Source organism: Pseudomonas syringae group sp. 26L6 (assembly GCF_032587815.1).
GTDB classification, from domain to species: Bacteria; Pseudomonadota; Gammaproteobacteria; order Pseudomonadales; family Pseudomonadaceae; genus Aquipseudomonas; species Aquipseudomonas amygdali.
In genome coordinates, this window is record NZ_JAWHPJ010000056.1 from 116,910 (window position 1) to 131,012 (window position 14,103).

Annotated in this window: 8 protein-coding genes; 2 read left to right on the top strand and 6 right to left on the bottom strand. The window is 56.3% G+C overall.

From position 1 onward, the window contains the following. Nucleotides 1–26: 26 nt before the first annotated feature. Nucleotides 27–1,907 (bottom strand): hypothetical protein, encoded by a 1,881-nt coding sequence (locus RYA97_RS24930; protein ID WP_039847432.1) that lies wholly within the window; start codon nucleotides 1,905–1,907, stop codon nucleotides 27–29. 765 nt (nucleotides 1,908–2,672) lie between these two features. Between RYA97_RS24930 and RYA97_RS24935 the strand changes: the two genes are divergently transcribed. Beyond that, a complete protein-coding gene (locus RYA97_RS24935) occupies nucleotides 2,673–4,538 on the top strand; it encodes an autotransporter outer membrane beta-barrel domain-containing protein (RefSeq protein ID WP_005780487.1) in 1,866 nt (621 codons plus the stop codon). 64 nt (nucleotides 4,539–4,602) lie between these two features. Here RYA97_RS24935 and RYA97_RS24940 read toward each other — a convergent pair whose 3' ends face one another. From RYA97_RS24940 to acnA, 5 genes are all read right to left on the bottom strand, one after another. Continuing rightward, entirely contained in the window at nucleotides 4,603–5,127 is a 525-nt protein-coding gene (locus RYA97_RS24940) for a hypothetical protein (RefSeq protein ID WP_002554239.1), read from the bottom strand. A 427-nt stretch (nucleotides 5,128–5,554) separates the two neighbouring features. Then, nucleotides 5,555–6,220, bottom strand: coding sequence for a hypothetical protein (locus RYA97_RS24945; protein ID WP_016982022.1), 666 nt, complete (start codon nucleotides 6,218–6,220; stop codon nucleotides 5,555–5,557). A gap of 322 nt (nucleotides 6,221–6,542) precedes the next feature. Beyond that, nucleotides 6,543–8,108 (bottom strand): PAS domain-containing methyl-accepting chemotaxis protein, encoded by a 1,566-nt coding sequence (locus RYA97_RS24950; RefSeq protein ID WP_004665826.1) that lies wholly within the window; start codon nucleotides 8,106–8,108, stop codon nucleotides 6,543–6,545. 96 nt (nucleotides 8,109–8,204) lie between these two features. Further along, entirely contained in the window at nucleotides 8,205–8,996 is a 792-nt protein-coding gene (locus RYA97_RS24955; protein ID WP_016982021.1) for a CPBP family intramembrane glutamic endopeptidase, read from the bottom strand. Nucleotides 8,997–9,126: 130 nt separating this feature from the next. Beyond that, nucleotides 9,127–11,871: an aconitate hydratase AcnA gene (gene acnA, locus RYA97_RS24960; RefSeq protein ID WP_016982020.1), complete on the bottom strand. Its 2,745-nt coding sequence runs from the start codon at nucleotides 11,869–11,871 to the stop codon at nucleotides 9,127–9,129. A 192-nt stretch (nucleotides 11,872–12,063) separates the two neighbouring features. Here acnA and rlmM point away from each other — a divergent pair, with 192 nt between their 5' ends. Beyond that, complete coding sequence (gene rlmM / locus RYA97_RS24965) at nucleotides 12,064–13,137, top strand: 23S rRNA (cytidine(2498)-2'-O)-methyltransferase RlmM (RefSeq protein WP_117140523.1); 1,074 nt, start codon at nucleotides 12,064–12,066, stop codon at nucleotides 13,135–13,137. Nucleotides 13,138–14,103: the final 966 nt, after the last annotated feature.

The window sequence follows — 14,103 nt, forward strand, 5'->3', positions numbered from 1 at the left end:
TGCGGGCTTTGTGAGCCCGCAACGGTTTAGCGACTCAGACAGGTAAAGTCGGTAGGTTTAAGCATATGCACGATGACGCGAGTGACCGTGGAGCTTGCCGGACTTTGATTGCTGCCTTCGACAGGGTCGACGGTATAACTCGCCTCCGCAAACCCGGTGCAAATAAGCAGTGTGTTGATCTGAGGGACCTTGAATACATGCCCTTGCACAACATCCACTTCATCCAGCTTACGAGTCGTCACATAAGTAGCGGCTTCGATGGGATTATTGAAGTCGTCAAAACCCTTGAACGTGAAGGTGATCTTCTGGCCCTCGGCAATATTGACATAAGGTGAAACTTTTACATCGGCACCGTCCGGATTTTCATTGGGGCCCAGCACTCCGTTGGACGTGAGATTGAACGTGGGCCCGGTCAATCCGTTTTCGCCACCGGGTTGCTCTTCTCGAGACCGTACTGTTACAGGCTGAGTCGGACTCGTCATACTGTTTGGGTTTCCTGTACGCGTGACTGTGAAATACACGGGAATGGCTTCGCCGGTGCCTTGCAACTTCATCAGCTCGTTATCAATCGGAATAATCAAGTCTCTTGCCGCTGCAACGTCGCTAGACCGTATTTGATACCACTGCGTTTTTACCTGATTGCCCCAGTACAGGTTCAGATCATCATTGATTTCGAACCCCGTATTCCAGGCCACCACCCCTCTGCCGTTCAACTCGTAATCGTCTTCATCGATAAAGTTGTCCTGAGTGTTCGGGTTTTGTACGCTCGTCCCTTGTACCGTCAAATTGTTCAAGGGGGTGGGGAAGGGAAGTGTTGTAAAAACGTCTATATGGGTGTCCAGCGATGTGCCGGTCAGTTCGCCGTTGCGAAACACTTCATAATGAACCGCTGTGTCGCCTTGCGGACCTTGGGCAATGGCCTCAAATGGCAGTTTCAACGTGAGTATGACGGCTTCATCTTCGTCGCCAGGCGCGACGAATACAGGGGTCAAGGGATTACTGGTGCCCCAGAATAGCTGGATGCTATCAAGCGCCGCTGCGCCCGGGTAATGGGGGATGTCTACAAGTACTCCCGCTTGAGCTTCCAGATAATCAACCAGATCGCCTACCGCTTGATCAATGACAGGTGCCGGATAATCAGAAGGCAAGTCTTTCAGCCTTAATTTCACCTCTACAGTGTTCGAGAGGATTGAAGGGTTGCCCGCACGGTCGATGACCTGGTAACAAACCTGCTTTTCTTCCTCCCCCAACGTTTGCAGAAACGCTCGTGTAAAAGTGACCGAGACTTTGTCCAGCCCCATGTCGGTTTCGTTGACGACAGCAGTGGGGCCTACGATATCTCCCCACCTGGTCAGAATGCGGTCATGCTTGGCCATACCGGTGTAGCCGGCAATCTGTACATCAAGTTGGCCACCCAGTTGATCGAGCTCGGCGGCAGTCAGACCGTTCTGGATCTCGGCTGGGAACTGTATGGCAGCAAGCTCCGGAGCGCCTGGCGCTGTCCGGTCGATCTGAATCCGGAAAATTTCCGATTTCTGTTCTGCCTGATTGATCGGATTGACAACGACGTACGCGACATCGTGGAAACCTTCCAGCAACAGTTCGGCCGGGATCTCCAGGTGCAGGGGGTCTCCTGGTGCATGTGAGGGCAGAATCAGTTTTCGGGGACCGGTCGCGATACTGTTGAACAGCAGTTGATAGGTGTAACCAGGAAGTGCGGCTGGCCATACAACGAGATCGACCGTCAACGTTTGGGATGCGTCAGCGACCGGTATGAGCCCTGGCGTATCCTGATCATGAAATGCGACTGCAATATCGGGTGCAGTCAATACAAGATTCAAGTTTCGATGCCTGTTTCCGGAAACTGAAACAGGTGTTGGGAGATAGTTGTTTGAGCAATTTTTCATGTGTAGATGCCTTGTCATTAAAGTTTTGTAGGGGATTTCCTACTTTTTCGAACGTGTTTCTGAATGAGGTTTTTTGGCTGGTACTTGGCGAAAGAGCTAATGATGTTCTCAGTCACAATTGGACGTAATAGGGTTTTAGTGGGTTGGTCAAGTGGTTGCGTGGGAATTATTTAATTGGTTTGCGAATTTTTTGCTTGGCGTCCATTTGGATGCTCGCTGTAAGAAAATTCTTATATTATTTTGGGAATGCTCCTACGTTTTGGGTATTGAACAGGGCCAGAGTTTATGAATTAAGTGAGCTATCTTTCCACTCTCAAAAAAACGAGGAGATGGACGGTGTCTAGTAGAAAAAGTAATGTCGTTAAGTCGCGGGGTGGCGCGTTTCAACTTGCCGTGATTGCCTTTGGTGCTCTAGCTAATGTGCAGGCGTCGGCAGCGGCATCGAGCGATAATAATGGTCTGTCTTTAGACACTGAAGCAGTCACCGGATTGTGGCCGGATGGAGAGTTGCCAGATGAAACCGTTAGACGGGCTGAAATCATTACCGTAGGTCCTGATACTCCCTTCGATTCTTATCATATTGGTGATCAAAGTATTCTTAATATTGTCGGTGGGCGAGCAGACCAGGTGGTCGTGAGAGACTCTACGGTCAATATTCAGTCCGGCGTGGTTGAGAGCGGTATCAGCCTTTCCGATGCGCTGGGTAATCTCTCCAACGCTACCGTGAAAAACGCGACAGATAGCGGCATCGTTCTTCATGGAGTGATGGGCTCTATCAACCCTGGCTCCACGGTATCGGCTCATTCAAGCGATGTATCGGGATCGGGCTACGGTATTTCAGTCGGGTTGTGGGGGGCGCTGAGTATTTTCAATACCGATGTGCGCGGGTTTGCGTCGCAAAGCAAAAGTGGCCAGGGGATTTTTGTTTCTGGCGCCAATGTGCTGATCGCCGACAACAGTCATGTGACAGGCGACATGAATGGAATCCATCTGGTAGATGGATCCCAAGCCGGAATACTGGTCGGAAACAAGTCCGTTGCTGTGATTGACCGATCGATAGTCCAGGGTTTGGCCGGGGCCGCCATCAAAGTAAACCAGCGCGCTGCGCTCGACATCGAGGCCGACATTGCTGTGCAAAACCATTCCGAGCTATGGGCCGGAAATGGCAACCTGCTGGAGGTGGAAGATCACAGCACTGTCAACTTCAACGTCGACAACAGCACCCTCTACGGCGACCTTGTCGCCGATGACACCAGCACCCTGAACATCACGCTGCAAAACGACGCGCAATTGAACGGCGACATCGTCAATGGCAGCCGTCTGGCGATTACCTCGGGCAGTCACTGGCAGATGCAGGGCGACAATGCCGTCAAGTCGCTTTCCCTGCACGGGGGGAGGGTTTCGTTTGCTGGTGAAGGGTTCCATACACTTTCGCTGAATGAGTTGTCAGGGGGCGGCACGTTTGGCTTGCGCGTGGATCTGGACAACGGTGTCGGAGATCTTATAGACGTCAACGGCCAGGCCAGTGGGCAGTTCGGGTTGCGGGTGCGCAACACGGGGGTGGAGGTTGTCTCTGCTGACATGGCACCGCTCAAGGTGGTGCATACCGAAGGTGGTGACGCGCAATTCAGCCTCCTGGGCGGGCGTGTCGACCTCGGCGCCTATTCGTATCTGCTGGAGCAACAGGGCAATGACTGGTTCATCGTCGGTAAAGATAAGGTCATAAGCCCCTCGACCCAGAGCGCGCTTGCGCTTTACAGCGCGGCACCTGCCATCTGGATGAGTGAGCTCTCTACCCTGCGTTCGCGCATGGGCGAGGTTCGCGCAAGCGGCAGGGCGGGCGGCTGGATGCGTGCCTATGGCAACAGGCTTAATGCCACGACCAGTGATGGTGTCGACTATCGGCAGAAGCAAAGTGGCCTGTCGCTGGGTGCCGATGCGCCTGTCGAGGTCAGCAGCGGCCAATTGGTGTTGGGTGTGCTGGGAGGATACAGCACGTCCGGTATCGATTTGAGCCGTGGTACTACGGGAAAAGTCGACAGCTACTATGCAGGTGCCTATGCCACTTGGCTGTCGGACGACGGCTACTACGTTGATGGGGTGCTCAAACTCAACCGCTTTCGCAACAAGGCAGATGTTGCCATGAGCGATGCAAGCAAGGCCAAGGGTGACTACACCAACAACGGGGTAGGGGGCTGGGTAGAGTTCGGCCGCCACATCAAGCTGGCGGACGATTACTTCCTTGAGCCCTTCGCTCAGTTGTCCAGTGTTGTCGTTCAGGGGCAGGAGCTGCGTCTGGATAATGGCATGAAGGCGAAGAACGACCACACCCAGTCGGTACTGGGCAAGGTCGGCACCTCGCTGGGCCGCAGTGTTGCGCTCAAGGATGGCGGGGTGTTGCAGCCTTATGTGCGTGTCGCCATTGCGCAGGAGTTTTCGCGCCATAACGAGGTGAAAGCCAACGATGTTAAATTTGATAACAGCCTGTTCGGTTCGCGCGGCGAACTGGGCGCCGGGGTATCGGTGTCGCTGTCCGAACGTCTGAAACTGCATGCAGACTTTGATTACATGAAAGGTCGGCATATCGAGCAACCCTGGGGGGCGAATGTGGGGCTACGCCTGGCATTCTGATTCTTAAGGCCAGTGCCTGAGCAACACCAGAGCCCCCGGTGAGTGATCACCGGGGGCTCTTCAGTTATTGATCGATAAACCTGCGTTTGCGTTGCCTCTGTCGGGACGTGACAGGCACTGCGTAGTTGACGTTCACCCGTAACACCGGCGATGTGCCGATCAGGCGATGATCGCGATAAAGCTCGTAATACAGGTCAACCAGACCGTACTGAACATAGGGCGTGAAGTTGTAGGAAATACACAGCACACGTACCACGCTGTTTTCGCCTACCCGATGGAAAAGCGTTGTCGATGACAGGTTTTTCCCCCAATAGAAATGGATTTCGTCACCCCAGCACATTTTGACTGACCCGGGGATATGAATGGTAATGCCCGCATGTGCCTGCTCGTGACTGATGGAATCAGGATCGATGTCAGGCAGCACAGGTGCTTTCAGCGTGTTGGAAATATCGGACGGAAGATGGAGGGGGCTCGCCTGTCGGTAGAGGCTCTCGTGGGGTGGGGCTTCTTGAACAGCACTCGCGCTTTTGGGGTTGTTTTTTTCTTTTTGGGTGCGCGCCGCTACATCCGTGGATTGTTCTTTATCCATCGTAAACTCTTTTATTGACATTAAGTTGAGTTGTTATGTATATGCCGGCAGTTGTCGGCAGCGGAAATATTACAAGGCACATAAGTGTTCAGGTCAAGTGTCTGCCCATTTCAAAGCCATGCATGGGTTGTGTATGGTTGTGCAGTTACATTTTGTAGCATGTGCGTACTAAATTATTGATCATTAGTGTCAAAGATGCTGTAAATAAAGGGTAAAGCTGGGTGTGGGTATTTTTATTGAGCTTTTTCTGCGTGAAATACCTGTAGGACGTTAACTACAGATAAGTCTTACAAAAGGTAAAAAACTACGTTTTGTCTAGATTCCCACTCATGCATAGGAATATTCACTCAACTTTATCATTAGGGTCTCGCACGCATCAGCGTGCGAAACCGTCAAGGTTGTAGGCAAGAAATGTAGGCTGCTGTGCTTAAAGCTGCATTGACAGCTTCACGGAATGCGAGAGCAGTGACAAATTGCCCGCACGGTCGATGACCTGATAATTGATGGTAACGTATTGGCTGTCCAGACCAAGCAGGAATGCTTTGCTGAAAACGATCTGCATGGGAACGGTGGCAAGGTTTTCAGGCTCCACCACATGAACCGGGCCTTCTCTGTTATTGCAGAAGGTCTGGATGCAATCGCCCGCCTGCATGTCGGCGTAGCCAGGAAGCATGCCTTTCAGCGCTTCGCCGAAATTGATTTGATGGAAGATGATTGGCGCAAGCAGTGCTGCGCCTGGGGCGGTGCGGTCGATAATCAAGGAGGTAAACGGTGAGTCCTCTTGAGTTTGGTTGATATTGTTCGTGGTCGTAAAGCACAAGGTGTATGAACGATCTTCTGCCAAAAACTTTTCGTCCAGCTCCAGATAAATTACGTCGCCAGGGCTGTTATCGTGAGTCAGGATTTTTCGTTCTCCCACCAAATGACCGTCCAGGTTCAGTTGGATGTCATAGCCCGGACGCATCTTGCTCCAAAGGCCAACCTCAACGCTCACCGGCCGGTTCAGGCTGTCAACTGGCATCAGTCCATCAATAGGGCTGGCTGCTGGAACACGTGGTGCGGAAAATTGATAGTGCTGGCTGGAATCTTTCATTTTTCTCTCCAATTAAAAAGCCAGGCGCCACATGGTGCTGAGCTAAAGTTTTACTCAGGTGATAGACGATAGTTACAGGGGTAATAAATAACTACCGCATCACCTGAATTTCAACTAGTCGGAGTATGCATTCGCTGTCAATGGTCAAGAGTGCTACGTTGCTGTCGTCGAACGTGTTAAAGAAATATCCTACGCAGTCTTCAGATCGCTTCCCGGATTCTGTCAGATTTATATTTAAAGCTAACCGCGCATAACACTGGCACCCCATAAAAAAGCCCCGACCAACCGAAGTTCGTCGAGGCGTTGAAAACAGTCTCAAGTCTCAGCGATTAAACCGCTCCACCAACGAATACTGCGAGTTTGCCGTATCGGTCAGTTCACCACTCAACACTGCCGAGCGATGGGCTTCGTCCGATGTCTGGTCAGCCAAGCTGGCGATGGTGGCGATATTGCGGTTGATCTCCTCGGCGACAGCGCTTTGCTCTTCAGTGGCGGTGGCGATCTGGGTGGTCATGTCAGTGATGTTGGCGACGGCCTCGCTGATGCCCACCAGTGCCTGGTCCGCTTCCAGCACCCGGGCCACGCCTTCTTCTGCCTGACGGCGACCTGCGTCCATGGTTTGTACCGCGTCGTTGGCGGTCTGCTGCAGTTTGGCGATCAGACCATGGATCTGCCCGGTGGACTCGGCGGTGCGTTGCGCCAACTGGCGTACTTCATCCGCCACGACCGCAAAGCCGCGGCCCATCTCGCCGGCGCGCGCCGCTTCGATCGCCGCGTTGAGCGCCAGCAGGTTAGTCTGGTCGGCGATGCCTTTGATCACATCGACCACGCCGCCGATTTCATCGCTGTCCTTGGCCAGTCGGGTCACGGTCAGGCCGGTTTCGCCCACCGAGGTGGACAGGCGCTGAATGGCTTCGCGGGTTTCACCGGCGATATCGCGGCCGCGACGCGTCAGTTCATTGGCCTGCTGAGTGGCATCGGCGGCGCGGTTTACGTGGCTGGCGACTTCCTGAGTGGTGGCGGCCATCTGATTGATGGCGGCGGCGACCTGCTCGGTTTCCACACGCTGACGCTCCAGCCCGGTCGAACTGGCATTGGCCAGCGAGTTGGACTGACGAGCCTGGCTGGTCAAGTGTTCGGCGGTGTCCTGCAAGCGCGTCAGACAAGTCTTCAGACGTGCTTCCTGGCTGAGGATCGACATTTCCAGGCGCGCTTGTGGGCCACGGCTGTCGGTATACATCTGTGCGATGAGTGGGTCAGAGGTCGTCTGCTCGGCCAGGCGCAACAAACGTTTGGTGCCGCGCTGCTGCCAGGACAACCCCAGCAGGCCCAGTGGCACTGAAAGCGCCGCCGCCAGGGCAAAGCCCCACTGCGAGTTGAGCCATACGCCGATCAGGAAGCTTAGTTGACTGACCAGAATGAATGGCAGCCAGTCCTGAAGTATCGGCAGCCACTTGTCGCGGCCCGGTATCGCGCTCTTGCCCTTGTTGATCCGGGCATAAAGCGCCTCGGCACGACGGATCTGTTCGGCGGTCGGTTTGATGCGTACCGACTCGAAACCCACCACCTTGCGGTTTTCCAGCATCGGCGTCACGTAGGCGTTGACCCAGTAATGATCGCCGTTCTTGCAGCGATTCTTGACGATGCCCATCCACGGCTGCCCGGTTTTGAGAGTGGTCCACATGTGCTCGAAAACCGCAGGTGGCACGTCCGGGTGACGCACGGTGTTGTGCGCTGCACCGAGCAGTTCCGCCTCGCTGTAACCACTGATGTCGACGAAGGCATCGTTGCAATAGGTGATCGTACCGCGGGTGTCGGTGGTGGAGATCAGTCGCTGCTCGGCAGGAAAAGTCCGCTCATGTTGAGTGATGGGCTGGTTGTTGCGCATTGGGTTTCGATCCTTCGATCCGGAAGACTATGGCGTGTTATCGGCCGGCGTATCGATAAATTGAGCGGTGCGTCACAAATGACCGGACGGTCAGCATTACCGGGCAAGCATGGGATAAGTGAAAAGCCCGAAGTGCACCAGATTCAGACCGAAGTGACTGATAATCGCCGCTTGCAGGCCACCAAAACGAAACGCGATGCCGTACCCCACACCTGCCACGCCCGCCAGCACCATCCACTCCCAGCCTGCGCCCGCGTGAGCGAGCCCGAACAGGCTTGCAGCGAGGGTGATCGACAGTGCGGTCGCAAACCTAGAGCCCTTGAACAGGCGCTGCAGACCGCCTTGCAGATATGCGCGGAAAAACAGTTCTTCGGTCAGGGTCACCAGCAGCAGGTTGTTGAGCAACCATATCAGGCCTTGATCAGGCCATTTGGGTGACCAGCCGACAACGTTGAGAACGACGGCTGCGGTCATGCAGAACGCTGACGTCACGATCAACGCCAGAACGCCGGTTTGCAGCGAATGGGTCATGTCGACCCTGGGCACGATCCACGGGCAGGCCAGTATCAGCCAGAAGCCGATCAGAGGCTTGTCCAGATAAAGCGACATGGAAAAAACCTGGGCATCGGCCGTGAATCGTGTGGCCTCGATGACTTGCGCACTACTGAAGCCGGGTGCCAGATGAAAGGCCAATGCGAGGCCCGTCACAATAAACAGCGCATGACCAAAAAGGCGGATGTATTGATGGGAGGGCAACGCCACGCATAACCAGGCGACGAGCAACAGGCCGAAACTTGCGGCCGCAGAAGGGGCAAGGCTGCCATAGGACAGTGCAAGCGCGTAGCCAGCACTCAGAAGAAAGAGAACCAGCCAGTGCCTCGTACTCATGAGATACATCCTGCTTCAAGAAGCGCAGGATTCTATCCGACGTCCAGCGATGCCGGTTTGAGCTTATACAAATCTTCATGCACGAGCCTGACCCCTAAGCGGGGGCAGGCTGCGTGTCAGGCAATGCGTGTCAGGAAGCGATCAGCTGTCGCAACACGTAATGCAGAATGCCCCCCGCCTTGAAGTATTCCACCTCGTTAAGCGTGTCGATGCGGCACAGCACGTCAACGGTTTCCTTGCTGCCGTCTTGGCGGTTGATATGCAGAGTCAGGCTCATGCCCGGTTGCACGTCGGCGTTGGTCAGTCCGGTGATTTTCAGCGTTTCCTTGCCGGTCAGGCCCAGTGTCTTGCGCGTCTGGCCGTTTTTGAACTGCAAAGGCAGCACGCCCATACCGACCAGATTCGAGCGGTGAATCCGTTCGAAGCTTTCGGCGATGACAGCTTTGACGCCTAATAGATTAGTACCCTTGGCCGCCCAGTCACGACTGGAGCCAGTGCCGTATTCCAGCCCCGCGATGATCACCAGCGGCGTATTTTCTGCCTGGTAGCGCATGGCTGCATCGTATATCGCCAGCTTCTCGCCGGAGGGCACATGCAACGTGTTACCGCCTTCCTCACCGCCGAGCATTTCGTTGCGAATGCGGATATTGGCGAAAGTGCCGCGCATCATCACTTCGTGGTTACCGCGGCGTGAGCCGTAGGAGTTGAAGTCCTGATATTTGACGCCTTTTTCCTGAAGGTAGCGTCCGGCGGGGCTGTCGACCTTGATATTCCCGGCAGGGGAGATGTGGTCGGTGGTCACCGAGTCGCCCAGCAAGGCGAGGATGCGCGCGTTTTCCACGTCTTCAATAACCGGTAATGGACCACCGATGTCTTCGAAGAACGGCGGGTGCTGAATGTACGTGGAGTCGTCCTGCCAGACATAAGTGGCGGCCTGTGGCACTTCGATGGCTTGCCATTGTTCGTCACCGGCAAACACTTCGGCGTATTCCTTGTGGAACATACCGGTGTTGACGCTGGCCACCGCGTCGGCGATTTCCTGCTGGCTTGGCCAGATATCGCGCAGGTAAACCGGTTTGCCGTCCGACCCTTCGCCCAGTGGCTCGCTGCTGATGTCGATGCGTACCGAGCCTGCCAGCGCGTAGGCAACTACCAGAGGCGGCGATGCCAGCCAGTTGGTCTTGACCAGCGGATGGACGCGGCCCTCGAAGTTGCGGTTGCCCGAGAGCACCGAGGCCACTGTCAGGTCGGATTGCTGAATGGCTTTTTCGATAGGCTCCAGCAGCGGTCCGGAGTTGCCGATGCAGGTGGTGCAGCCGTAACCGACCAGATCGAAGCCCAGGGCATCGAGGTATTGGGTCAGACCTGCTGCGTTGTAATAGTCGGTCACGACTTTCGAACCGGGGGCCAGCGAGCTTTTCACCCAGGGCTTGCGCTTCAGGCCTTTCTCGACAGCTTTTTTCGCCACCAGCCCGGCGGCCATCATGACGCTGGGGTTTGAGGTGTTGGTGCAGGAGGTGATCGCCGCGATGACCACGGCACCGTCCTTCAGGTTATAGGTCTGGCCGTTGTACTCATACTGGGTTTCACCGCTGACCTGAGCCTCGTTGCCCACCGCGACACCGCCGCCGCCTTCGCTTTCCAGACGACCTTCGTCGACCTTGGCGGGCTTGACCTGCAAACCGAGAAAGTCGCTGAATGCCTTGGATACATTCGGCAGCGCGACACGGTCTTGAGGACGTTTGGGGCCTGCAAGGCTGGCTTCCACGGTACTCATGTCCAGTTCCAGACTGTCGCTGAACACCGGTTCCTGACCTGCCAGACGCCACAGGCCCTGAGCCTTGCAATACGCCTCGACCAGCTTGACGGTCTCGTCAGGACGACCGGACAGACGCAGGTAGTCCAGCGTCACCTCATCGACCGGGAAGAAACCACAGGTCGCGCCGTATTCCGGTGCCATGTTGGCAATGGTCGCCCGGTCTGCCAGTGGCAGATCAGCCAGGCCGTCGCCGTAAAACTCGACAAACTTGCCGACCACACCTTTCTTGCGCAGCATCTGGGTGACGGTCAGCACCAGATCGGTGGCGGTGATGCCTTCTTTCAATTTGCCGGTCAGCCTGAAACCGATGACTTCCGGGATCAGCATCGACACTGGCTGGCCAAGCATCGCCGCCTCGGCTTCGATCCCACCCACGCCCCAGCCCAGCACGCCAAGGCCATTGATCATCGTGGTGTGCGAATCGGTGCCGACCAGGGTGTCGGGGAACGCGTAAGTGCGGCCGTCTTCTTCCTTGGTCCACACAGTGCGGCCCAGGTATTCGAGGTTCACCTGATGGCAAATGCCGGTGCCGGGCGGCACTACGCTGAAGTTATCGAAAGCGCTCTGGCCCCAGCGCAGGAACGCGTAGCGCTCACCGTTGCGCTGCATCTCGATGTCGACGTTCTCGCCGAACGCTTCGGCGTTGCCAAACTTGTCGACCATCACCGAGTGGTCGATGACCAGGTCCACCGGGGACAGCGGGTTGATGCGCTGCGGGTCACCACCAGCCTTGGCCACGGCAGCGCGCATGGCGGCCAGATCGACCACTGCCGGCACACCGGTGAAGTCCTGCATCAGCACGCGGGCAGGGCGGTATTGAATTTCCCGGTCCGAACGGCGCTCGGTCAGCCAGTCGGCAATAGCCTTGAGGTCGTTGCCAGTGACGGTCTTGTTGTCCTCCCAACGCAGCAGGTTTTCCAGCAGCACTTTGAGTGACATGGGCAGCTTGTCGAGGTCGCCAAGGGAGCGGGCAGCTTCCGGCAGGCTGAAATAATGGTAGGTCTTGTCGTCGATTTCGAGCGTTTTCAGGCTCTTCAGGCTATCAAGGGAGGGCATGAATGTCTCCTTTCTGGATTGTTCTCCGAACATCGGTTCACGGGCTCCATGTGCATCAGGTCGGGAGCGCCGCATCAGGCTTCAACTGCTGTGGACTGTTGTGCAGCACCAGTGGTTCCTGGATTGGGCTATCATGCGCGGCTTTCAAGTCTGCGGGGTTACGCCCGAGTGCCCACTGCCCAGGAGTAACCCATGAATACACTGTTTATGCACTGCCGACCCGGTTTTGAGGGAGAAGTCTGCTCGGAGATATCCGATCACGCTGCGCGCCTTGACGTTGCCGGGTATGCCAAGGCACGTCCCGATACCGCCTGTGCCGAATTCATCTGCACCGAGGCGGATGGTGCCGAACGGTTGATGAATGGTCAGCGTTTCGACGCGCTGATCTTTCCCCGGCAATGGGCGCGGGGGATGTTTCTCGAGTTGCCGGAAACCGATCGCATCAGTGTGATCCTTGCGCAGCTTTCGGCGTTTCCGGCCTGCGGCAGCCTGTGGCTTGAGGTCGTGGATACCAACGACGGCAAGGAGCTGTCGAATTTCTGCAAGAAGTTCGAGGCACCGCTGCGCAAGGCTCTGATGCAGGCAGGCAAGCTGGTTGACGATCCGCGCAGGCCGCGTCTGTTACTGACCTTCAAGAGTGGCCGTGAAGTGTTTCTCGGTCTGGCCGATGCGGACAACTCTGCCATGTGGCCGATGGGCATCCCGCGCCTCAAGTTTCCCCGCGAGGCGCCTAGCCGTTCCACCTTGAAGCTGGAAGAGGCATGGCACCATTTCATCCCCAGAGACCAGTGGGACGAACGCCTTTCCGGCGACATGACCGGCGTGGACCTTGGCGCCGCACCGGGTGGCTGGACGTATCAACTGGTGCGCCGGGGCATGCTGGTGACGGCCATCGATAACGGGCCGATGGCGGAAAGCCTGATGGATACCGGGCTGGTCCAGCACTTGATGGCTGACGGTTTTACCTACAAACCCCGGCACCCTGTGGACTGGATGGTCTGCGACATCGTCGAGAAGCCTGCGCGTAATGCCGCGTTGCTGGAAACCTGGCTGGGTGAAGGCCTGTGCCGCGAAGCAGTGGTCAACCTCAAACTGCCGATGAAACAGCGCTACGCCGAAGTACGCCGCTTGCTCGACCGTATCGAAGAAGGCTTTCAGGCGCGTGGCGTACGGGTGTCGATCGGCTGCAAACAGCTCTACCACGACCGCGAAGAAGTCACCTGCCACCTGCGCAGGCTTGATGTGGCCAAAGCGGCGAGAAAGTAATTTCTCACGCTCGCGCCGCATGCTTTAGTGACTATCGGATTTCAGTGACTATCGGATTATCGTGCCAATGCTCCGCGTTGGTATGCAGTTCGTGACGCTCTGCGTCACAAATCTTCGATACGAAACAATGTCATGCCTTACACGCAGTGCTGCCAACGCAGTGCTTTTCAACCGCGATGGCACTGTCTACGCAGAGTGCGACGTTAGTGACGGCTGAGTCCTGGCGCTGATCCGGGGGTAGCCTGGCAGGACGCCAGGCTAGCCGCACCGGGCCATGGATGGCCCGTTGCGGCGACCCCCGGATCAGTGTCAGGGCGAAGGAACCCGACGAAGTCGGGCCGGAAACAGGAGCGAGGGGGTTTGGTTACTTTGCCCCGTCAAAGTCACTCGCCGAGGGGCGAAAAGGTGACCTGAGTCGACCTTCAATCCACCTGAAACCACAGAACCGCTGTGTGACGCAGAGCGTCACGAACTGCATGCCTACGCGGAGCGCAGGCACGATAATCAATAGCCTTACTACAATCGAGAAGAAGTCACCTGCCACCTGCGCAGGCACGATAATCATGGCGTGGGTGATGCTGGATGGCGTCATGCCTTATACGTAGTCGCTGCATACGAAAGCGCTTTTTATCGCGATGTCACTGACGACGCAGAGTGCGACGTTAGTGACGGCTGAGTCCTGGCGCTGATCCGGGGGTAGCCTGGCAGGACGCCAGGCTAGCCGCACCGGGCCATGGATGGCCCGTTGCGGCGACCCCCGGATCAGTGTCAGGGCGAAGGAACCCGACGAAGTCGGGCCGGAAACAGGAGCGAGGGGTTTGGTTACTTTGCCCCGTCAAAGTCACTCGCCGAGGGGCGAAAAGGTGACCTGAGTCGACCCTCAATCCACCTGAAGTCGCAGAACCGCTGTGTGACGCAGAGCGTCACGAACTGCATGCCTACGCGGAGCGCAGGCACGATAATCAA

Excerpts from the sequence above, each read along its gene's own strand:
- RYA97_RS24930 (WP_039847432.1), bottom strand. The coding sequence starts at position 1,907 with ATGAAAAATTGCTCAAACAACTATCTCCCAACACCTGTTTCAGTTTCC.
- RYA97_RS24935 (WP_005780487.1), top strand. The coding sequence starts at position 2,673 with ATGGGCTCTATCAACCCTGGCTCCACGGTATCGGCTCATTCAAGCGAT.
- RYA97_RS24940 (WP_002554239.1), bottom strand. The coding sequence starts at position 5,127 with ATGGATAAAGAACAATCCACGGATGTAGCGGCGCGCACCCAAAAAGAA.
- RYA97_RS24945 (WP_016982022.1), bottom strand. The coding sequence starts at position 6,220 with ATGAAAGATTCCAGCCAGCACTATCAATTTTCCGCACCACGTGTTCCA.
- RYA97_RS24950 (WP_004665826.1), bottom strand. The coding sequence starts at position 8,108 with ATGCGCAACAACCAGCCCATCACTCAACATGAGCGGACTTTTCCTGCC.
- RYA97_RS24955 (WP_016982021.1), bottom strand. The coding sequence starts at position 8,996 with ATGAGTACGAGGCACTGGCTGGTTCTCTTTCTTCTGAGTGCTGGCTAC.
- acnA (WP_016982020.1), bottom strand. The coding sequence starts at position 11,871 with ATGCCCTCCCTTGATAGCCTGAAGAGCCTGAAAACGCTCGAAATCGAC.
- rlmM (WP_117140523.1), top strand. The coding sequence starts at position 12,064 with ATGAATACACTGTTTATGCACTGCCGACCCGGTTTTGAGGGAGAAGTC.